Here is a 21,656-nt window from a genome sequence, read left to right on the forward strand (position 1 = left end):
ATGTCTGTTGAATTGATTATCCGCAAAGCAGTAATTGATGATGCTCAACATCTTCACCCTTTAATGGAGCAATTGGGCTATCCGCAATCGCCTGATGAGTTGCAAAGAAGACTTGAGCTATTTACTAATGAACTGCATTACGGTGTTCTTCTTGCGGAAATTGCTGGAAAAGTTGTTGGTTGGATTGCTTGGTCTAAGAGCTATCTTTTTGTTTCAGAAACAACAAGATTTCATATTGAAGGCCTTGTGGTCGACCAAGGATATCGTAATCAAGGAATAGGTAAAAAGCTTATGATTACTGTTGAGGAATTTGCCAGGCAGTTTAGTCCCTGTATCATTGATTTGACATCGGGACTTAGGCGAGCCAAAGAGGGCTCTCATGATTTTTACAAATCGCTTGGTTATCAGAATGAAGGTCATATGGCAAAACTGTATTTAAGGAAAGTGCTGTGAACATCAAAGAATTACAATCTGCTTTAAAAATTGAGACAGCAACATTAGATGATTATCCTATCATCCAAAATATGGCACGATTTTATGTATATGAACTCTCTCGTGACTGCGGTTTTATTTCAGAGGATTGGGCTTTGCCTCCCGATGGCCTTTATGAAAGCTTCGATTTTAAAAAATACTTTGAAGAGCCGACAAGAAAAGCCTTTCTGATTAAAGTAGGTAATGAATTAGCAGGTTTTGCCCTATTAAATCAAGAAGGAATTTACCCAGATACTATGTGGAATATGGGCGAGTTTTTCATTACTGCAAAGTTTCAAGGCAAAGGTTTAGGTTTTTTGGTTTCCTCTGAACTTTGGAACATGCATCCAGGCTTATGGGAAATTTCTGTGATTCCGGAAAATAAGCCAGCGCTTAACTTTTGGCGCAAAACTATTGCAAAAATTACAATGGGTAATTTCCAGGAAGAAATTAAAACAGTCAATTATGATCCACATCAGCCTCAGCGAGTTATTTTTCGTTTTGATAGTAATGTACAGAATGTAGGGGAACCTTTAGAAAGCAAGAAAGAATATCAAATCCAATTTGTTGATGAGCTTGATGAGACAACAGAAAACCGAATGACAAAGGGATTTGTTGCCTATGAGGCTCAGCATGGTATCGACGTCAATTATCGATGTTTTTCAGTGACTATTTCTTCTGCCCAAGGAGAAGTTTTTGGGGTGATTAATGCCTATACAGCATTTTCTGAAATTTATGTGGATGATATTTGGGTAGATAGCGCTTATCGTGGTAAAGGGTATGGTAAGCAGTTATTGCTTGCTCTAGAACATCATTTCAAAGGTCAGGGCTTTAATAATATCAATTTAGTGACTAGTGCATTTCAAGCGCCAGAATTTTATAAGAAATGCGGTTTTACAGCAGAATTTACGAGAATCAATAAAAAAAATCCCAAGTTAAGCAAAACATTTTTTGTTAAATTTTTTAATGAAGAGTTAGAAACACAAGGCATTCTTAAGGCGGTTCATAGTGAATAGAAGTCAGCTAGAAACAATCTGTAAAAAATTAAAGATAAACCAACCTTGTGACTTGCCTCAAAGAGTCTATGGCGGTCTTTTACATAAAATGTGGTATCTGGAGTGCAATGGCTCGCAGTTTGCTGTAAAACAACTCAATAGCAGGATCCAATTGACTGAAGAAGTTAAATCCCAATATGAATTGACAGAAGAGATAGCCTTCCTATTTTCCAAGCATACGATACCTGCAATCCATGCTCTAAAAATAGAAAATAATTATTTAATCCTTTCGGAAGATGAAGCTTTTCTTGTTTATCCTTGGATAGCAGCAAAAGCATTAAATAAAGACGCTATATCTGAGGTGCATGCACTTAAAATAGCTGCCTTTTTGGCAAAAATTCATTGTATTAATCTTAATGTCCCTGAACTAAGCACTCAAGAATTTGATATTCATACCAATGAAAAAATTAGTGTGTTAATAGACCAGTCAGCAAGCCAAAATTTGGTGTTTAAAGAGCAATTAAAAAGTAATCAACGAATTATAATTGAGCTTAATGAGCTCTATCAAAAAGTAATACCTATTTTACAAAGTAGTAGTGTAGTAACCCATGGCGATCTGGATCAAAAAAATGTTTTATGGGATAAAAATGATACTCCATTTCTCATCGATTGGGAGTCTGCGCGAAAACTTAATCCTACCTATGAAATAGTCAATTGTGCTCTTGATTGGAGTGGAATTACTACCCCATTTTTTCATAAATCTTTATTTATAAAAATGCTAAAAATATATGCATCATCTGGATTAACTATAAATCAGGATCATTTAGAGGCCGCCTTTTATGGTGTTCTTGGTAATTGGATCAATTGGCTGGTGTATAATATAGAGCGTTCTTTTAGCTCTGATAGCGAGCAGCAGAATATTGGTGTTGAACAGGTTCTTCAGGTTTTGCCTACTATTATTCAAGTCAAGGCGAGTATTACAGAATTAACTCAATTAGTAACACGTGAATTAAGAATAAACTGTTAACTTTATTCAACTTTGATTACCATATCGCACGAAATTAACTTAAGTTTCAAGGAATGCTTCATGATGAATACTAAAGCGCTATTTCCTCGTTTTGTTCCCATTCAATCGGATTTTACCCGCAATAGTGATATTGAACAGGTTGCAAAAATTATTAATGAATCTGATATACCGCTTCATCTTTTAGTTCATAATGCAGGAATGAAAAGCCCTCCACGTCCGTTAACTGAATATGATTGTGACAGTATTGACGCAGTGTTCCAGGTTAATTTATTAGCTCCCATGAAACTAACAGCACTTCTCGCGGTAGGGATGCCTGAGAAGTCTCGGATTTTATTTGTTACATCAAGGGCAGCCACTTTGAAACTTAAAGAAAGTTCAACATACTGTGCCAGTAAAGCAGGTTTGGATGAAGTAACGGCTATTGTGAGAAAAGAGTTAGCCGAGAAAAATATCGGTGTGTTTTGTGTTATTCCAGGGGAAGTGGATACAAGAATTCAAAAAATTTTAAGAGAAACAACTTCATTTCATTTGCATAAAATGTTTGATGAGGCTTATCAGTCCGGTCACTTAATAAGTCCAGAAACTTGCGGGGAATTCCTTAAATGGATTCTTTGCGGCTTATCTTTTGATGAATTTAAGCAAAGCAATATGCCAGTTTCTATCTATGAAGAATGGCATCATCCATTCTGGCTTAGAGATAAGAGTCAGCTACCTCCCTTTCCTTTCTAATTCATTTATGAATTTTTACGATCAGTTCCAATAAAAGATCAACTTCGGAAAATAGATGCTTCGTTTGTTCTGTTCTTTTTCAAGGTATATTTCTTTTATGGGGGATATGCCTTTACTCTTTCTTCAATTGTTTTCTCAAATAGATCCGATCATGTCCTTCTAGGTATTTGTTAATTGTTCCTAAATGCTGATAGCCTTGTTTTAAATAAAACCCTTCTGCCTGAAAAGAAAAAGTATCTAATGTTGATGCTGGAATCCCTCGTTTAATTGCTTCGACTTCAACGTTGCGTAATATCTCAGCACCAATACCAAGACCACGGTATTCTTCATTAACCCAGAGGACATCAACGTATATTGAGCTTTTATGAGCATATACAATAGCACCGCCAATAATAGTACCTTCGTTATCTTTCACATAGATTGAGTAACGCTCTGGTTTGGTTCCCGTAAAAGGAGCATTAAAATTTACTATCCCATCACGAATAATTTTATCTTGCTGTTCTAGTAGCTTGGGGTCTATAACAAGCTCTAGTTGGTAATTTGCGGCTTGATTCATGAGTTATATCTTCTAAAATTAGTTTGAATACAATAAATCATCGATAACTTCCATAGTAATTTCGGGTAGTTTTTGCGTTTGATCAATACTCTCTTGAATGGTTATAAGCGCTTTTTTAATGTCATCAGGTAACATCTCAGATGGTGCATTGTCGCCTGGCCAAGAAGCATCTCGAGTCGCTTTATCTGGCCAACGAGAATAGGCAAGCCACATACCATCGTTAGTTTTATGCAGGCAAGAACCTAACGCTCCGCGATATTGCACAAAATAGGAAGCGACCTGATGCCAGGCCTTTTGATACTCCATCTCAAGCCCAGGCTTAATAAAGGCTCGGTAAATAACAGCAAAACATTTTTTTGAAAGTCGTTTAAATTGTTCTAGTGCTTCTTCAGGTGTTAAATCTTGGTTCCCTAAAACCTCTTCTGCTTTGAATATGTTTATCCTTTTGGGAATTGAAAACTGGGAAGTAAAGTACATCTGATCAAGGCCTATTCCAAAAGCACAATGCTTATAACCGAGAACACGAAAGTAATTAATTGGTTGCTGGTTCTTATTAGCTAAGACGTAGTTTCTGAATTTGGGATTATAAAACCCATAAGTCATGTAATAATGAATACCTTGGCTTTCAAGATAGTGAACGATGTGAACCAAATTTTGGTGCAGTTTTTCAGGTGAATAAAGTTCAGTATACATCCCAGCTTTTTCAAACGTTGAGTGCTCATTCTCTGGATAAGGAGGATTCAGCGCCACAAAATCACCAGGTGTCGCGATCGAAATCACGTCCATAAAATCACCACTTCTGAATGAAACTTGATTTACATTAAGAAGGTTAGATACTCGGTCAATCTCACACAAGAACATTTCCAACGACAAATTTGCATGTTCAAGAAATCGATTGGCGTTTTTTCCTTCAAATAATTCACCTTCGCGATAGATAATATTCAGTTCTTTATCATAAAAAAGAATTCCTCCCCATGAATGATTGATGATAAAGGGGAGCAATAATGGTTTTTCCTCATCAGTTGTCTGGTTGTAATTCTCAATCACTTTAAGGAAAAAATCTTTCTTCGATAGGGAAACATCATATTTTTCTATTAACGCAGCATAAGAGGTTTTAACAAGCGTAGGATTGTCTCTAATTAATTGAAGTATATTAATCAGAACTTTATTGCTGTCATTGACAATATATTCTTCTGCAAGGCCAACCTCCATTGCAGCCAAGCTCCAAGAAGCAGAACCTGAAAAAGGCTCAATAGCTTTCTTGTATTTTTGGCCTTTATTATTCGCCAATAATACAGAGAAATGTTCATTCAACCAGCTGGTATCAGGGGACATATGTCCTGTTAAATCTGGAAGAGTGAGGTACCTATTTCCGAGGTAGTGGAGTGGTCCCCCATGATTTTGATTTAATTGAATAGTATTTGGGCTCATAATAACCACTATGCAGTAAATATAACTATGAAGCGGCACATCTTAACATGAAACAAACAATTTTTTTATTCTCTTGAATAAAATGACTATTGACCCTCACGTTGCGTGATAGCTTAGAATCATCAATTAAGGAGATGATGCTTATGAAATATTATCAAATTAAAGAAATCAGCCAAATGACCTCTCTTTCAATTCGGTCATTGCAATACTATGATGAAGTAGGTTTGTTAAAACCAACAAAGCGCTCTGATTCTGGCTATCGTTTGTATTCTGAAACTGATTTACTTATTTTACAACAAATTATCACCTTAAAATTCCTTGGATTCTCTTTATCTACTATTAAAGAAATCCTTGCGAATCCAAACTTTAATCTGGCCGCATCAATGAGCCTTCAAGCCCGCGAATTGAGTGAAAAGGCTAATAAAATAAATGAAGCAGCCTCTTTGTTAACGTATATTGCCAGTCAACTGGAAATAAACCAGCCAATCAATTGGCAAAGTAGTGCAAAAATTATTGAAATATTGGAGTTAAATACTATGAGCGATGCTGTATTAAAAAAATATCAATCCGTTAATGAATCAGAGTTAGGTAAAAAATCAGACTATGATTCCACCTATAATCCCAATCGACTCTATCCTATTCCCAGAGCAGGTAAGCGACAAGAAATTGGCATTGATCCTGCCCCCATCCTCCTTTTGTGGGTTTTGACTGCTGGAATCATTATGAAGTCTCTTGGCTCAACGAAAAAGGTAAACCGATGGTTGGGATTGGTGAAATTTTTTATGATTGTAACTCGCCCAAACTCATCGAATCCAAGTCATTAAAACTTTATTTTAATTCATTCAATAATACCAAAATAAAAAGTATTAGTGAGTTAGAAAATACAATAAAAAATGATTTAGAAGCACGTATAGAAGCTCCAGTTTCAGTTAAAATTTATCTTTTGGAACAAGCAAAACACTACGCTGTATCACAAATACCGAAAGGTGAGTGCATTGACCATCTCGATGTTGAATGCTCTGTCTATTTGGTTGAGCCATCATTTCTTAGTGTTCAAAACGAGTTAGTGGAAGAAAGATTGTATTCTAACCTATTAAAATCAAATTGCTTGGTGACTAATCAACCCGATTGGGGAAGCATACAAATTGCGTATAAAGGAAAAAAGATTAATCAAGAAGGCTTATTAAAATACCTTGTTTCCTTTAGAAATCATAACGAGTTTCATGAACAATGTATTGAACGGATTTTTGTGGATATTATGAACTGTTGCAAACCGGAAATATTATCAATCTATGGACGTTATACTCGGCGAGGAGGATTGGATATTAACCCCTATCGCTCCACAGAAAATAGTCCTTTTGGTAGAGAAAATATCCGGTTGGTCCGTCAATAATAGCGCTTTATTGTTCTATCCAAGCTCTTAATTTTCCAGCAAATCGGCCTTGTCGACACAGTGTTATTGATGCGATGGGGTCGATGCTTTTAATTAGGCGATACTCGCCCAACACCGCATGTATAGCCCAACATTGTTCAATAATTGCAATGATCTCAAGCAAATGCGCAGAGGACTCTATCGAGAGCCAGTTTTTAAAACAATCCTCCTGTAATTTCTTATATTGACTGCTTGGTAGTTTTAAATGTTCTGTTGCACGATACAAACAATTAACGAATGAGAAAAAAGGATGAGTAATAACAACTTCCCCTAAATCAATCAGCGTGGTTTGATGAGTATTGAGATTCACTAAGATATTTTTATCATGAAAATCGGCATGGCCAAAAGTATCAGGCACTTTGAAACTGGCTAATTGGTCACAAAGAATTTGTAATTTACTCTCTAAATTTTTTAATTGTTTTAATTCTTTTTGAGTTAATCCATCGCCAATTAATAACTCTTCTTCATTCATTAATTGGTTATAAAGTCTTGGCAATTGTTGCAGGCGCCAATCAGGGACGCCTAAATCAAGAAGGAGGTTTATTTTATCTGCTGAGTCTATCTGCAGCTTTGTGTAATGATGAATGGCATCAATTAAAAGGTTAGGTCTAAATTCCTGTTTAAAGACATCATGTAAAGGAATGCCAGCATCTTGCATTAAAAAACAGTTTAGTTCCTGATTATGAGCCAAGATTTGCGGAACAGGAGCATTGAATTGTTGCTGCAATAGCTGAATGACGTTGGTTTCTAATGACAATGCAGAAGGAACCTTCTTCAAATAAACCAATCCAAAGTTCGTTTGAAAGCGACACACTTCTGACCAAGCTGTATCGAGAATTATTTCGGGCTTGGTGGGTTCAATTTGAAATCCTAAATTGTTTAAGGCACTAAGTGCCCATTCTATGTGAGGATTCTTCATGATAGTTTCCTATGATCCTCGATCACTTCATGAATTGTGCGCAATGCTCTTTTTGCTTCAAAATTCATCTCTGTTTGTTGATTCACAAGGTACATCATTGATTTCCATAAAGCCCAGGCACGTCCTCGTTCCCAAGTCTTTGAGTCAAGTTCTAGTGTTTCTAAAAAAATGCTCCGACTTTTTCCTTCAAATAGTGTCCAGGCAATAGCAAGATCGCAAGCAGGATCGCCGATTGCGAGTTGGCCAAAATCGATAACCGCACTTAATTTTCCTTGAGAAAGCAATAAATTGCCAACACTCACATCACCATGGACCCATACTGGTGGATTTTGCCATGAGGTGGAGAGTGCTTTTTCCCAAACTTGTGTTGCAGAATGAAAATCTATATTGTCCTTCAAATTTTCGATGGCTTTGTGTGTCTCTGAATCATAAACTGCTAAATCACCACCACGATAAAAACTCTGGGGCCCAGCAAGAGGACCGCCTATTGAATTGATGCTCTGGAGCGCTTTAAGAAATAGAGCTAAATCATGTGCAAATTCAGGTAAATCATTAATGGGAGTAACCGCTGCTGTTTCTCCAGGAAGCCAATGATTAATGGACCACTTCCAAGGATACAGGGTACTGGGTTTTCCCATCGCAAGCGGTGCGGGTATCGGAAGAGGAAGATGTGGGGCCAATTGGGGTAACCATGCTTGCTCTTTTTCCACTTGTCCTGCGTATTCGGCGCTGCTTGGCATACGAATGAGCATTTCTGTACCTAGGTGAAAGGTTCTATTGTCCCAACCGCTATTGTTTACAGCTTGAATAGGCAGATGACTCCACTGTGGAAATTGCTGAGCAATGAGCTCGCGCACTAAGCTTTCAGTAATATTCATGGGTTGTGTATTTGTCATTGGTACACCATAAAATCGATATTCTACTTCATCAAGCAACTTGCCTGATTCACTTGTTTTGATGTATTCATCTTGAATGATGCCACCCATTTTTTCGGCAAGTTTGCGACTTGGGATATTATGTCTTACAACTGGATATTTTAGATAATCATAAACAAGATTAGTTTCAGCCCATGTTTTTAATAAATTAATTGTTTCAAAACCATAGTGAAATCCATGAGCACTTTTCTTTAACCAAATACCTAATTCGGGTGTTTTCGTATTCGCTTGGTGCAGGCAGGCATATCCTAAAAAAGCTTGGTTTTCTTCGTTTAAAATGACTAATGCGATTTCAGTGCCTTCCTGCATTTTGATTTGTTGTTCAGAAATATGCTGGTTAATTTCTTCTTGAGTTTTCGGAGCACTTGGCCACATATGTTCTGTAATTTCAGCGGTAAATTCTTTGCACAACTCTTCGGCATAGTTTAGTGAAATAGGGATTAACTGAAGTCGTTCGGATTTCAGGGCGAGATGCAGATAGTTGGGCATAGAATATTTACTCATAGAAATTGTTAGCAATGTTTTGCTTGTTATCTTATCAATCAGTGTACTCTCAAGTGAATGCTTGGAAGAAAAAAATACTGCTATTTTTCCCAAAATTAATTTTTCTGTTAGATTAGAATAATAATCCTATACTCAATACTCACGTAGTTCTACGTATTGATGCATCTTATGGTCTATTTGTATAATTATTACATCATTTAGTTTTAGGAGATAGTAAGAATGAATCAACCTCAACGAATTTTTATTGTTGGTCATCATGGTGCGGGTAAAGGATTATTAGCAAAGTCTGTGTCTCAATCATTAGGGTGGCGATTTGTCGATGCGGATTTGGGGTTAGAGTTCCATGTTGGACGACATGTGTGGGAAATACTTGGAGGCCCTGGGAGTGATGCTTTTTATGAATGTCAGTTTGATATATTAACTTCCCTTTGCACCCAAGAGCATATCATTGTGACAACGGATTCCAGCGTTGTTTTGTCATTAAAAAATCGTCAGTTATTGCACGATGAAATGACTGTATTTTTGGATGTGAGTACTCCGGTCCAAATCGATCGTACTGCACGCAATACTACAAGTTTATTGCCTATACCAAGTTTGAGCGATTTTTTTGAGCAACTACATGATGAGCGAGATAATTTATATAAAGAGGTTGCTACACTCACTATGCATGGTGATGATGGGAAATTAGAGGAGCATACACGTTGTATTGTGACGGCTGTGGTGGGGAATGAAGAAATGTTACCCCAAAAAAACCTAACATCAATTTTGGAGAAAAAAGATTTTACTTTATACCATAAGGAATTTCACACGAAAGTTGAGCTAACTGAACAACAAGCCATATACCTGAAGTTGTTGGCACAAGGAAAAACAGCTAAAGAAATTGCGCGTGAAACTCATGTTTCTTACAGAACAGTTGAAGGAATGATTGCTAAATTGATGGAGTCCTTAGGATGTTCTTCCAGTAAAGAACTAATTGCTTTATTTCATGAACAACCATGATTCTAAATGCATTCGATTGGCTTAGCTAATAAATAACTTTTTCGCGTTATTGGCATCAATCGTTCAATGGCGTAGCGCAGCATGGTTCTTGGCATTCGATAAGCATGGCTATCTAAAAATTCGATGAGGATAGCTTGGTTACGTTTTCCTACTTCTCGTAACATCCAGCCTACGGCCTTATGAATTAAATCATGATCGTCGCATAGCAGTTTTTCTGCAAGTTTAAGAGTGCAATCAAAATGATTATTTCGAATAAAATACCAAGTGGCGACAATGGCGATACGTTTTTCCCAAAGGTTAGTGCTTTCTGCAAGGGTGAAGAGGAGTGTTTTGTCCTTATCTAATAAATGCGCCCCAACAATCCAATGGGCTGAAGCGTCAACCAAATTCCAGTTATTAATCTGATTGATATGAGTTAAATAAAATTGAAAAATCGTTTGCTTGAGGTCTATATCTCCTTTTTGATAATGAGTTACTAACATTAATAGCGCTAATAAGCGTTCTTCATTAATAGATGAATACAACAACTCTTGTAACAAAGAAAAGGGTAATACGGTTTGATAACGTTTGGCGACTTTTCTTAATTCAGGGACGCTTACACCTATAAATTGGTCATGCTCTGCATAATCTCCCGGCCCCGTTTTATAATAGATTGTTTTTGGCTGCGAATAAGGCTTTTTAAGTAACTCGAGCTCGCTTCTAAGTGTTTTGAGTGACTCCATCATTTCGGTTTTATTTAGAGTTGTTGTCATAGTTAATATCTTATGTTAGTTATTTTATGCCTATGTATACTGCACTTTCATGAGGCGTTTTATAGAGCTCAAAATCAGTGAGGTAGATTCTTTCGTATTTTGGCTTTTCATTAAAATAGCTCCAAATAGTTTGCCAGGCATTAATGATTGCTGAGGGATTAGGCCCAATTGCTTTAAAAACCAGATAGTTGCCCGCGTTTATAGTGACTCTATCCAAGTGCGTAGCTTTGGATTCATTCACAATTCCTATCCCAGCAGTAACTGTATAGTACCCTGATGAGTCGGACTCATAATGGTGATACACGCCATAAACGGGGCTATCTTGTTGTGTTTTGATTTTTGAATCAAGAAATTGCTCCCAAAGATGAGGTATTCGTGCAGTTTTGGGATTAAAATCCTCTTCATTTTTTGTTCTTACACTCATTCCAGTTACTTTAAATTCTTGAATCTGGGTCAATTGGGGTATAATAACAGTCATATAAGGCTCCAAAGTAGAAGTTTTTAATTAATATAAGCCTGCATGGCATTGGCAATGATGCGTTTATCCGCTTCACTGATTTTTAATAGGCCAAAACGAAATGGGTATCCCCAATTCTTGGTATTTTTTGTCAATTCGAGCGATTCAATAAGCGTGTGTATCGAAACATCAATCTTTTTATTGGCCCAAAGTACATTTCGTCGAAATGGATGAAAACCATTACCCATATCCACTTGATAGGGCTCACCTGGTAGAACGATTCTAATTGCCGTAAATGCTTGCAGTTTTTCAATGCCTTTAAAGTGCAGCGTCGGCGAGTAATAAATGATGCAATCGTCCGCTTTTATTCTCTTTAGAGGTGCAAGTTTACCGTAGCAAACTTGCATAAACCCTCCTTCCACTCCAATTTGCACGTGGGACGCGCAGGCGACAGCCAGCCAGTTTTGGTTCATGATCCGTTCTTTGAAAAAAAGCGAATTCGATGACCATCTGGGTCGCAGGTTACAAACGTATAACCAAAATCCATCGGTGTTGGTTCTTGTATCATTTTAAAATTCTTAGTTTGATAATTTCTAAAAAGTTCATCAACGGCTTGCTCATCGGGAACCAAAATAGCGAGTTCGCTACCGCCACCTAATGCAGTTGGTGCAGGTAACGCAGAATTTTGAGACCATAATCCCAATCGCAAACCGGATTTTAATAAAAACATGGCGTAATCAGGCTCAGTGTGGATAGGCTGAGCATTGAGCAATTCTGAGTAAAAATGAGTACTGTTTTCTATATTGCTCACATAAAATAGAACTAAATTGGGGTCGAATGTCATGATTTTTCCTGTTTTTTATTTCGCTAAATTCATTGGAGAATATAAAACATACGGATGACAGTTTTTGTCAGCATCATTCAATAGGATTGGGGAATGTTATGTAGGGTGCGCCACTTCTTTAAAAGGGATTGTCGGCGTTCGGAATATTTTTGTTCTTTAATGGATAATTGAATAATTCTATCGGTTCTGAAGTGACGGAAGTCCTGCCTTAGTTCACACCAACCCACCATGAGATGCACTTCATCAAAAAAGCCGAGCGCGATAGGCCAGAGTATTCGTGTCGAATGATTGTTTTGGAGATCTTGATATTCTAATTCGATTTTTCGTTCTAAACGTATCGCTTTGCGAATGAGAATAAGATCACTATCTTTACTTTCGGCACATTTTCCTGGGGGAACTAAGAGTCCTGAAGTTTCTAGTTGGTGTTTTAATTCAGTAGGAAGGACTGCTGAAATTTTTGCAAGCACATTTTGAGCTGCGATTTTAAGTTGAGTATCCGCTCGTTGTGCAACCCAACTTGACCCTAGCACCATTGCCTCAATTTCATCATCTGAAAACATCAAAGGAGGCAACATAAAACCAGATTTAAGCACATAACCAACACCGGGCTCACCTTCAATGGGCGCGCCTAAGGATTGTAAGGTTATTATATCTCGGTACAGAGTGCGTAGGCTTACGCCTAATTCTTCTGAAAGTTTTTTGCCACTCACGGGTAATCGGTGACGTCGTAATAATTGAATTAAATCAAACAAACGTTCAGTTCGGGACAAGATACTGCTGCCAAATTATGCCAGTAGTATATCATGAATACTTATAGAACTAATAAGCTGCTTATTATGATTATTTCTAATAGTAACTTAATTTTTGGGACTAATGGATGCCTTCAAGAAGTGCTTTAAAACCACCTGCTATCGGACTAGGTTGATTGGGATAATAGGCCTTGTAGGCCTGGCGATCCACACTGAGCATAAACTGGTTAGATGCGAGTATATTCCAAAATAGCCGGATCTGTTTGGCAACAATGAATGCATTTAACAGTTGTTTTTCTGTCGCTAATCCTAGCCAATTTTCGAAGCAAGCATCTTGAAATTTCAGGTAGGTTGAATCACCTTCTGTTACTCCATGGTGAGTAATCGATTGTTCTAAACAGGTCTGTAACGAAAAAAATGGATGAAGGATAGCGGTCTCGCCCCAATCAACAAAAGTCATTCTTTTAGTAATTGGATCAAGAAGAACATTTTTATCATGAAAATCGTGATAACCAATGGTTTCAGGAATCTTAAAGCTTGCTAATAATTTGCACTGTGCTGAAAATTTCGGGCTTAGGGCGTGTAGTGTTTGTAATTCTTTATCGGTGAGTCCCTCTGCTTTTAAAAAAGTAGTTTGCTTTAAGATGTGATCATAAAGAAAGGGTAATTGATTTAATCGCCAATCGGGTACACCAAGTTTGAGAAACGTAGCGATACACTCTTCAGATCTGCGTTGAATTGTGGCATATTGTTTTATTGCTTGGCATAATAGCTCTGGCTTGAAGTTGGTTTTAAGCGTTTGACGCAAAGAAATACCCGCATCCCTCATTAGAAAACAATGTAAATCCTCATTAATTTCAATTATATCGGGCACATTGGCATGGAATTGGGATGACAATACTCGAATGATTTTGGGCTCATTAGATAGAAAAAAAGATGGTGGTGTTTGTTTTAAATAAAAATTCTCTGTTGATGTTGCAAATCGGATCACATGAGACCACGGTGTTGACAATACAATTTCTGGCGAGCGCTCTATTGAGTAGCCATTAGAAACCAGGTAATCGGTTCCCCATTTGAAAAGTGGTAGTAGATTATTCATTTTTGGAAGTTAAAATGCATAAAAAATGACGAGAAAAATATAAGTCTTACTTAACATAAAAAACTTCCCTTTAAATAGTTACCCAGAGAATATTATACATAAAAAAGCGAGTCTCAATAGAATAGTAAAAGCAGGATAAAATAATGGAACAGCAAGATGATTTACCTATATCCGGGGTATAAACAAAAGGATAATGGATTAATTCTTAGTTTGCTTATTCAACCCGGCGCCAAATGCAATCAAGTAGTAGGTGCTGTTGGAGGGGAACTCAAGATAAAAATCGCGGCACCTTCTATTGAAGATAAAGCCAACATGGAATTAGTGCGATACCTGTCTGTCTTATTCAAAGTCCCTAAAAGTCAAATTTAAATAAAGAGAGGCCTTCAGTCTCGACACAAGATCATTGAAGTCATTGGTTGTGGTGTTGATGCTCTCCAGTGGTGTAAAATTTAAAGAATGATTTTAAATAATGAGCCTAAATGCTGGATACAACAATAATTGAGAGCAATTGGCGCTCTCGTGGCTTTAGTTTTGAGCTTTGGGAAGATCCCCCAGGTCAAATTTGGAAGGATTTTAACCATGGGCAATAAAACGTTAAAACCTGCTATTGGAGAAGAAGTATTGATTCCAGCAGGAGTAGATCATACGGTTCAAACCAGTTCCACCACAGGGAGCCGTTGGTATTATGGTTACAAAGTAAGAAGGTAAGGAAATGACACAAAAGAAAATATCATTAGAAAATGATGCTGTTCTGCAATTCATTGTTGATGAATTAATATCTTTACATCATTGCCATACAATTATTTTATATGGCTCGCGCGCACGAGGAGACTTCACAGTAACCAGTGATTATGATGTTGCAGGGATTAGGGAAAAAGGAGATAAGCAACGAATTGCACGCTTTGATGAAGCACATCAAGTTTATCATGATATTTTTGTTTATCCAGAGAATGCTTTTGATTCAATTTCTGATGAACATTTATGTATGTCAGATGGCATCGTTGTTGTTGAAAAAGCTTATTTTGGCACAGAGTTATTAAAAAAACTCTCTGCTTTTTTAATATTGCCTGAGTCCCTCCCTCCTGATGAAATTACAGCACGTAGAGTGTGGTATCAAAAAATGCTGGCAAGGGCGTATACTAGAGATTTAGAAGGGAAATATCGCCATATTTGGTCAATCTTCACAATTCTAGAGGATTATTTTGTATTCAAAGAATTGCGTTATCAAGGTCCAAAAAAAGCATTCAAGTATTTAGAAACACACGATCCAGAGACTTTATCATTATTTGATGAGGCCATAACGAATATCGATAATTTGAATGCCTTAAATAGGCTAATTACAAGAGTTATAAAGAGTGACAAAACGTAGGATAATTATGCCAGAATTAGATATTGAAATTATCAAAGATAATCCAGAGTATTTCTTGTGAAAAGGCATCTATTATTCTTATTTAGAGTGCATAGTAATGAAATTTAATATTTATATTAAAATTTTGACTGCGTTCTTCGTGATTTTTTTAATTCTTGTTTTGGCATTTTTTAAATATTTAAAGTCAGTTGAGACAAAGATAATTGTTAATGCAGGACAAACGATGTCACAAGGACTTTTAATTAGTTTAGAAAAAGAGTTAATTAATAATCCGAAATCAAACTGGGATGCAATAATAAAGAAAAAAACAGATAATCTTATTCATCTTATAGTAATCGACAGTCTAAAACTCACCCTGAAGCAGAATAATCAATTAAATAATGGTGAAATCATTTTTTTATCAGGTACAACCTATCAATTTCTAAACGAGGTAATTGTAGAACATACTGCGTATAAAAAAATTGGTAATACCCCGTATGCATTAGCTTACAATTTTTCAGATCCTGGCGAAATTATTTTTAATTATATGAATCCTGTTTTAATACAAATCGTTCAACATTTATTATCAAAATCAAAAAATACATGGAGTAATGAACTATTACAGTTAGAAAAAATATATGGTTTTCCTCTTCATGTTTATAAAACTAAAAGTAAACACTTACCAGGTAATATAATTAATTCTTTATCAACAAAGCGTTTAGTATTTGAAACCAATAAAAACTCGTCACAAATTGTTATTCTCTATTATAGTTTTAGTGGTGGAATACTCAAAATTGGCCCACTAAGCTATCTGCCCGTTATGGCAAGAATCAGTGATGTTATGTATTATTTTATAGGGACTTTCTTTTTTTTATCCCTTTGTCTTATTGCCTTTTTTTCATTGCTTTTTGTTAGAAATATGAAAAAGGTGTATCAGATAACTAAAAATTTCAGTCAAGGGAACTTTGATTTTCATCGGAAAATAGGTACCACCTCTATTTTGTATGGGCTGTATGTAAATATCATCCACATGGGTGAGCAATTAAAAGAACTGATTGAATCACATAAACAATTGTGCCGGTTTGTCGCGCATGAAATTAGGACCCCTTTGTCAACCATACAAATGGCGACGGATAGTATCAAAAGGAAAAATGCTGAAGATGTATTACTCAATAAACAGCTAAACAGCATACAAGAAGATATTGCAGATATGAATCGCCTCGTCAGCACTTTTTTGATTTACTCAAAAATGCATTCAAACGAATTGAAATTAAAACAGTCTGAGACCGATATAATAGTATGGTTAAGAAAGCTATTAGAGTCTTATTCTTCATCGACATTTGAAATTACATTTCATACTAATGAGTTAAATTCTTTGAAAGCATACATAGATGAAAATAATTTAAAACATGCTGTTACCAATTTGATTACAAATGCTATGAAATTTGCAGAGCACACTATTTCTTTAACCATTTCGCTGGATAATAGTCATATTTTAATTCACGTAGACGATGATGGCTCAGGCTTGCCGGATGATGGTGCGGATGACATTTTTTCTGAATATACAATTGCCGAAAACTCCGGAATTGGAGATAAACATATTGGGTTAGGATTAGCTATTGTTAAAAAAGTTGTTAATCTCCACGGAGGAAAGGTCATGGCTACACAATCACCGATATTAAAAGGTGCTCGATTCACCATAGTACTTCCAAGATATTCTTAGCGATTAAGATTTTAGTTTTGGAAGTTGGCCCCAACTTTAGCATCTTTTGAAGTATCGATCTCTTGTTTCATCTCAACCAGTGCGTCCATAACCGCTGTTAACTGGAGTTTTGCATTTTCAAAACGTTTAGGGATGAATTCATCTTCCTCGCCATCAACCACTTCTCCAGTTCCAATACCTTTTTCAAGAGCACTGATAACCATACTAAGCTCTGATTCAAACGCCGATAATAGTTCATTATTCCCCTTTGCAGATTGCAAGATTCCATGCAATTTTTCCACTACATCTCCAGGAATATAAAGAGTGCCTTCACTACATTTGCTATATTCACGTTTCGCAATAGGTAATGAAAGTAGTTCATCAGCCTTGTGTTGACTCATCTGAAATATTTGTCTAACAGATTGTTTTAGTTCTAAGGGAGTTGGTGGCGAATTGCTAGATTTCAAAGATGCGAGAAGCTTATCACTAGCAGTCACTCGTCCATCTTTGCTATGTTCTTGCGCTGTCTCGATAGGAGTCTGTCCTTTTTCATTTCGCACTTCAAGACTAGCACCACACTCTATTAACTTTTTAATGAGATGTAAGGGCTCTTTTCTATAATTATAAAAATTCTGTACCGCATAGTGCAAAGCCGTCATGCTTTTTTTATCAGTACTATTAATATCAGCGCCATGTTTTAATAATAAAGCAATGACGCCATCATTACTTGGGCCACCAATAAGGACTTTTCCACAACTTACCATTGCCAGGTTTAACAAAGCTTTATTAGCTAGAATTGACTCGAGCAAGTCTTCATGACCTTTAAATACAGAAGGTTCTTTTAAACCTAAGAGAAGTTCTAGTACATCTCTATGTGTCAGTTGTTCTATAGGATCCGCCCGACCTAAGATATCACGGACACGGTTTAAATAATTTTCTTGTTCTTTACCTAATATTTGGTTTTCCTGTTCAACAAACTTTGCAACATCTTCTCCTTCAAATCGCAATTCTGGAAAACTATCAATTTTCTTTAAATCTTGAATGCTTAGAATATCTCGATTTAAAGCGATTTTTGCTATCAGTTCATCGGCTTCGTCTTTACCTAGAATTGCACGGGCATATTCTAGGGTGTTAACTTTTAATTCTTTAGCTGTTTGTGTTGAGGCAAATAAAGATTTTCGAACGGCAACTTGATATTCACCATGATGAAAAATAACACTGTTTCCAGCCTTCCAAATATTTCCTGCCATCGATGTGATAGGGGATGCCGGCGAAAGGGATCGGAAGCCGGTCTGTACATCTTGCGCATCCCATGGTCCAGTTCCACCAAACGTGATTTCTGGATGTTTCACTGACACTCTTTCTAAAAATGTTTTTTCCTGTGAGTTTGCTGCAGCATTAAGTTGATTGTCTGTATTACAACCTTCTAAAGTCACAAAAACTTCACCATGATGTGCGGGCAATGCTCGTTTAAAACCATGTAATAAATTATCAAAATTATCATCATATAACTGCTCACTTGGGCCATGGCAATTACCCATACCATATTCGCCACCACCAGCATGGCCCATAATAAATAATTTTGGGTTTTTCTCAAATATATTGTCTAGTTCTTCCGGTAAGTCTCGTTTGAGTTCATCCAAACTACTATAGATTTTTGGGGATTTATCACACTGATCGAAAAAATAATACTTCAAATCAGGGCCTTCTAAATAGACGCCAATTGGAACAAATTGCTTGAACCGTTGTTTTAAGTGAGGATTTATCACCACACCCCTCTGATTTTCAGGCAGTGGATGATCTGGATCTGGTTTATATATTAAGATTTCTATTGCAGCGTCTTTCATGGCTCATCTCGACTATTACTTAAAATAATAGGTTGATTTTATCAAAAACACTCGGCTCATATGTATATATATTGTACAAGCGTTCTAAAATGATACTTTTGTCGAGGGTAAATGATTATAGATTTGCGATATATTGGGTGAAGCTTTCATAACTGGACGAAAAATCCCAAGGTCGAGGCAAAAGAATTTTTCACTATTTTTGATAAGTCTTACATAAGATTGGTGGCTGAGATCTATATTTATTCCCAAGCCGCTGATACAAATATATATCCTTTTTTATGAATTGTTTTTATACGATAGGGCTTTTTATTATTATCATTCAATGCCTTTCTTAAACGTGATATTTTTAAATCGATACCTCTATCAACCCCATCATATTCATGCCCAGAAAGAGCATACATAATGCTATCTCGACTCAGCAACCTATCATGGTTCTTAACCAACAAAGCAAGCATTTCAAAATCACTGGTACTTATTGAAATTTCTTCATCAAAGAGCTGAACACTCTTAGTACTAAAATTGATAGAAAAATTGCCAAAGTGAAATTGATTTTGATTATTAACTAAATTGGGTCGACGTAACAATGCCTCTATTCTTGCTTTCAAAACCTCGTCTGCAACAGGTTTAGTTAAGTAGTCATCTGCTCCTAAATTTAAAGAGGATACTTCCTACATTCCGCAGCAAATTTTTAATAAAGTATAATTAATTTGTCGAATACCCAACCAATCTGCATCTCTTGAGAAATGGATCAATCGATAATAAGAAATAGCTCAAATCAATTTGTCAGCTCATACCTTATGCTTACGCGCATGTTTCCTTACCTTTTTAAGCTATGGCATTAAATCGAGATACAGTTAGTAGTGAGCAATTGGGCCATCTTGGATTAGTTGCTGCAACGATTCGAGAGCTGGGTATCATTGATAAAATTGACGCGCGTCTTGATTTGAATGAACGTAAAGGTGGGCTGGTTAGTTATGGCCGCCGCGTAGCGGCGATGGTTTTGAATGGTCTTGGTTTTATGAACAGTCGCTTATCAATGACCCCGCATTTTTTTCAAGATAAACCCGTTGCACAGTTATTAGGTGCTGAGCTTTTTGCCGAGAACTTAAATGATGACTGCCTAGGCCGTTGCCTGGATAAAATCGCGGATTACGGTGTTACTAAATTATATTCAGAGCTGGCCTTCGAGATAGCGCGAGAAAAAGGCTTGCTAGGCCAACGACTGCACCTGGATTCAACAAGCTTTGTTTTATATGGTCGTTATGATGTAGAGCCCGAAGGGGATACGCCATTTCCCACTTATGGTTATTCAAAAGCGAAGCGCCCTGACTTGAAACAGGTGATGCTGTCATTGACGCAAGGAGGTAAGGCAAATCTTCCATTGTGGATGGAGGCGCTTGATGGTAATAGTAGTGATAAAGCAAGCTTTCATGAGACAGTAAAAAAAGTGCAGCAGTTTACAAAGCACTTGCAATCAGCCCCTGATGGTCTGTGTTTTGTTGTTGATGCTGCGTTTTATGTTCCTGAGAAACTAGCCGAATTAAACGATGTGCATTGGATAACACGAGTACCGGCCCAACTTAAGGAGGCCCGAGCTTTACTAAAAACCTCCACAGACGTATTAACCTGGCAGGTCTTTGACCAAAACTATCGAGCAACTACCCAGTGTGTAACGATTCACGGTATTCAACAACGATGGTTACTTATAGAGTCAAAGCATGCACAGAAACGAGAACTAGAAAACCTTCAGCGCCGACTCAATAAAAAATCAGAAGAGCTGTGTAAAATACTTTGGCACATGGGGAATCAGGTATTTCAATGCAACAATGACGCTGAAAAAGCAATGAAACCGCTACTAAAATCGCTCAAATATCATCGTATTGACTATCAAATTGTATCTGTTGAACGCTATGCCAGTAAAGGCCGACCTAAGCCTGGAACTGAAAAGGAAGTCGTCGGATATCAAATACAGGCCACTCTTTCGTCATGCCTCGAAAAAATACAACAAGAACAGCAAACGCTAGGACGTTTTATTTTGGCAACGAATCAGTTAGACACCAAAATACTCAACAACATTGCTGTACTTCAACAATACAAAGAGCAATCCAGTGTTGAGTCTGGTTTTAAATTCATTAAAAATAATGCCTTTGAACTCGATTCTTTTTATTTAAAAACTCCCGCAAGAATCGGGGCCTTAATGATGATTATGACGCTTTGCTTGATGGTCTATAACTTCGCTCAATATAGTCTTCGAAAATGCTTAGATGAACAAGATGATGTATTACCAAATCAAGTTGGGAAGCCCATAAAAAATCCTACCATGAAATGGATAGCTGAACTTATGGGCATGATCGCTGTCGTCACTATTGTGACCGATGACAAGCGTCATCGTATCGTTACGAATGTAAAAAAAGTGCATCAACGCATCATTGCGTGCTTCGGTGTTCATGCGCTCGAAATTTATGGGTTGCCACAGGACTTGCCCAAAGTCGAGATTAATTATTCTAATTATAAAAATCTTCTACATTGGTGCGAAAGGTAGGATACTTCACTTTCAATATCATTAATTGCTGTTAGCATGAGTATTTTCCCCAAATACTCATCTCTAATGGTATGGCATATTTGATCTCCATTCATGCCAGGAAGCATTATATCTAATATTACTAGGCAAGGTTGCTCACGAATGATGCGATAGACCGATCTATCACCACGTTTTTCAATAGAAACATCATAACCTGCTTCTTGTAAGCTTTCTTTGAGGTAATTTGCTAACTTAACGTTATCTTCTACAAGCAATATTGATTTATCTTTCATTCGTTCTGTCTAAGCCTCTTTAAATAAGAAAACTCTCTAAACAAAT

23 protein-coding genes and 2 pseudogenes are annotated in these 21,656 nt (G+C 36.8%); 12 read left to right on the plus strand and 13 right to left on the minus strand.

Annotated elements, in window-relative coordinates; all coding sequences use genetic code 11:
• Genes Lpar_RS00460 through Lpar_RS00475 form a run of 4 tightly spaced genes read left to right on the plus strand, consistent with a single transcriptional unit; the run spans position 1 to position 3,222 of the window.
• On the plus strand, positions 1-453 hold the full coding sequence (locus tag Lpar_RS00460; protein WP_014845040.1) for a GNAT family N-acetyltransferase: 453 nt from the start codon (positions 1-3) through the stop codon (positions 451-453).
• A complete protein-coding gene (locus tag Lpar_RS00465; RefSeq protein WP_014845041.1) occupies positions 450-1,487 on the plus strand; it encodes a GNAT family N-acetyltransferase in 1,038 nt (345 codons plus the stop codon). The genes Lpar_RS00460 and Lpar_RS00465 overlap by 4 nt, the downstream gene beginning before the upstream one ends.
• Positions 1,480-2,493 carry an aminoglycoside phosphotransferase family protein gene (locus Lpar_RS00470; RefSeq protein WP_014845042.1) on the plus strand — a complete coding sequence of 338 codons (1,014 nt, stop codon included), beginning with the start codon at positions 1,480-1,482 and terminating at the stop codon, positions 2,491-2,493. The genes Lpar_RS00465 and Lpar_RS00470 overlap by 8 nt, the downstream gene beginning before the upstream one ends.
• 60 nt (positions 2,494-2,553) lie before the next feature.
• The gene (locus Lpar_RS00475; RefSeq protein WP_014845043.1) at positions 2,554-3,222 is read left to right on the plus strand and encodes an SDR family oxidoreductase; all 669 of its coding nucleotides are present in this window, start codon (positions 2,554-2,556) and stop codon (positions 3,220-3,222) included.
• Between the two features lie 112 nt (positions 3,223-3,334).
• On the opposite strand, the gene Lpar_RS00480 is transcribed toward Lpar_RS00475, so the two are convergent.
• On the minus strand, positions 3,335-3,778 hold the full coding sequence (locus tag Lpar_RS00480; RefSeq protein ID WP_014845044.1) for a GNAT family N-acetyltransferase: 444 nt from the start codon (positions 3,776-3,778) through the stop codon (positions 3,335-3,337).
• An 18-nt stretch (positions 3,779-3,796) separates the two neighbouring features.
• A complete protein-coding gene (locus Lpar_RS18340; RefSeq protein ID WP_019350465.1) occupies positions 3,797-5,209 on the minus strand; it encodes a DNA adenine methylase in 1,413 nt (470 codons plus the stop codon).
• A gap of 176 nt (positions 5,210-5,385) precedes the next feature.
• On the opposite strand from Lpar_RS18340, the pseudogene Lpar_RS19280 reads away from it, so the two are divergent.
• Together Lpar_RS19280 and queF are read left to right on the plus strand one after the other, a co-directional pair.
• Positions 5,386-5,505 (plus strand): annotated as a pseudogene (locus tag Lpar_RS19280) (MerR family DNA-binding transcriptional regulator); the annotation flags it as partial.
• A 240-nt stretch (positions 5,506-5,745) separates the two neighbouring features.
• Positions 5,746-6,602 (plus strand): annotated as a pseudogene (queF, locus tag Lpar_RS00490) (NADPH-dependent 7-cyano-7-deazaguanine reductase QueF).
• Positions 6,603-6,609: 7 nt separating this feature from the next.
• Here queF and Lpar_RS00495 read toward each other — a convergent pair.
• Both Lpar_RS00495 and Lpar_RS00500 read right to left on the minus strand, forming a co-directional pair.
• Positions 6,610-7,560 carry an aminoglycoside phosphotransferase family protein gene (locus tag Lpar_RS00495; RefSeq protein ID WP_014845048.1) on the minus strand — a complete coding sequence of 317 codons (951 nt, stop codon included), beginning with the start codon at positions 7,558-7,560 and terminating at the stop codon, positions 6,610-6,612.
• Complete coding sequence (locus Lpar_RS00500; RefSeq protein WP_019350464.1) at positions 7,557-8,984, minus strand: GNAT family N-acetyltransferase; 1,428 nt, start codon at positions 8,982-8,984, stop codon at positions 7,557-7,559. The genes Lpar_RS00495 and Lpar_RS00500 overlap by 4 nt, the downstream gene beginning before the upstream one ends.
• 234 nt (positions 8,985-9,218) lie before the next feature.
• Between Lpar_RS00500 and Lpar_RS00505 the strand changes: the two genes are divergently transcribed.
• Complete coding sequence (locus Lpar_RS00505; protein WP_014845050.1) at positions 9,219-9,998, plus strand: shikimate kinase; 780 nt, start codon at positions 9,219-9,221, stop codon at positions 9,996-9,998.
• Positions 9,999-10,000: 2 nt separating this feature from the next.
• Here the strand turns inward: Lpar_RS00505 and Lpar_RS00510 are convergent, their stop codons facing one another.
• The 6 genes from Lpar_RS00510 to Lpar_RS00535 form a co-directional block, all read right to left on the minus strand.
• Positions 10,001-10,750 carry a DNA alkylation repair protein gene (locus Lpar_RS00510; RefSeq protein ID WP_014845051.1) on the minus strand — a complete coding sequence of 250 codons (750 nt, stop codon included), beginning with the start codon at positions 10,748-10,750 and terminating at the stop codon, positions 10,001-10,003.
• A 19-nt stretch (positions 10,751-10,769) separates the two neighbouring features.
• Positions 10,770-11,228, minus strand: coding sequence for a GyrI-like domain-containing protein (locus Lpar_RS00515; protein ID WP_014845052.1), 459 nt, complete (start codon positions 11,226-11,228; stop codon positions 10,770-10,772).
• Positions 11,229-11,251: 23 nt separating this feature from the next.
• Entirely contained in the window at positions 11,252-11,680 is a 429-nt protein-coding gene (locus tag Lpar_RS00520) for an EVE domain-containing protein (RefSeq protein ID WP_014845053.1), read from the minus strand.
• The gene (locus tag Lpar_RS00525; protein ID WP_014845054.1) at positions 11,677-12,051 is read right to left on the minus strand and encodes a VOC family protein; all 375 of its coding nucleotides are present in this window, start codon (positions 12,049-12,051) and stop codon (positions 11,677-11,679) included. The genes Lpar_RS00520 and Lpar_RS00525 overlap by 4 nt, the downstream gene beginning before the upstream one ends.
• A 77-nt stretch (positions 12,052-12,128) precedes the next feature.
• A complete protein-coding gene (locus Lpar_RS00530; RefSeq protein ID WP_014845055.1) occupies positions 12,129-12,821 on the minus strand; it encodes a helix-turn-helix transcriptional regulator in 693 nt (230 codons plus the stop codon).
• Positions 12,822-12,921: 100 nt separating this feature from the next.
• Positions 12,922-13,899 (minus strand): aminoglycoside phosphotransferase family protein, encoded by a 978-nt coding sequence (locus Lpar_RS00535; RefSeq protein ID WP_014845056.1) that lies wholly within the window; start codon positions 13,897-13,899, stop codon positions 12,922-12,924.
• Between the two features lie 156 nt (positions 13,900-14,055).
• On the opposite strand from Lpar_RS00535, the gene Lpar_RS00540 reads away from it, so the two are divergent.
• The 4 genes from Lpar_RS00540 to Lpar_RS00550 all read left to right on the plus strand — a co-directional run bounded on the left by Lpar_RS00540 (position 14,056) and on the right by Lpar_RS00550 (position 16,970).
• Complete coding sequence (locus tag Lpar_RS00540; protein WP_014845057.1) at positions 14,056-14,268, plus strand: DUF167 domain-containing protein; 213 nt, start codon at positions 14,056-14,058, stop codon at positions 14,266-14,268.
• A 210-nt stretch (positions 14,269-14,478) separates the two neighbouring features.
• Positions 14,479-14,607 (plus strand): hypothetical protein, encoded by a 129-nt coding sequence (locus Lpar_RS19510; protein ID WP_255464427.1) that lies wholly within the window; start codon positions 14,479-14,481, stop codon positions 14,605-14,607.
• Between the two features lie 4 nt (positions 14,608-14,611).
• Positions 14,612-15,268, plus strand: coding sequence for a nucleotidyltransferase domain-containing protein (locus tag Lpar_RS00545; RefSeq protein ID WP_014845058.1), 657 nt, complete (start codon positions 14,612-14,614; stop codon positions 15,266-15,268).
• Positions 15,269-15,365: 97 nt separating this feature from the next.
• Positions 15,366-16,970, plus strand: a complete 1,605-nt coding sequence (locus Lpar_RS00550; protein WP_014845059.1) for a sensor histidine kinase — start codon at positions 15,366-15,368, stop codon at positions 16,968-16,970.
• Between the two features lie 11 nt (positions 16,971-16,981).
• Here Lpar_RS00550 and Lpar_RS00555 read toward each other — a convergent pair whose 3' ends face one another.
• On the minus strand, positions 16,982-18,796 hold the full coding sequence (locus tag Lpar_RS00555; protein WP_014845060.1) for an ankyrin repeat domain-containing protein: 1,815 nt from the start codon (positions 18,794-18,796) through the stop codon (positions 16,982-16,984).
• Positions 18,797-19,035: 239 nt separating this feature from the next.
• Positions 19,036-19,401, minus strand: a complete 366-nt coding sequence (locus Lpar_RS00560) for a winged helix-turn-helix domain-containing protein (RefSeq protein ID WP_237759319.1) — start codon at positions 19,399-19,401, stop codon at positions 19,036-19,038.
• A 227-nt stretch (positions 19,402-19,628) separates the two neighbouring features.
• Between Lpar_RS00560 and Lpar_RS00565 the strand changes: the two genes are divergently transcribed.
• Entirely contained in the window at positions 19,629-21,338 is a 1,710-nt protein-coding gene (locus Lpar_RS00565) for an IS1634 family transposase (protein WP_058516119.1), read from the plus strand.
• On the opposite strand, the gene Lpar_RS00570 is transcribed toward Lpar_RS00565, so the two are convergent.
• Complete coding sequence (locus Lpar_RS00570; protein ID WP_272947084.1) at positions 21,305-21,610, minus strand: response regulator; 306 nt, start codon at positions 21,608-21,610, stop codon at positions 21,305-21,307. The two genes, Lpar_RS00565 and Lpar_RS00570, sit on opposite strands and share 34 nt — an antisense overlap.
• Positions 21,611-21,656: the final 46 nt, after the last annotated feature.

The organism is Legionella parisiensis (genome assembly GCF_001467945.1).
GTDB lineage: Bacteria > Pseudomonadota > Gammaproteobacteria > Legionellales > Legionellaceae > Legionella > Legionella parisiensis.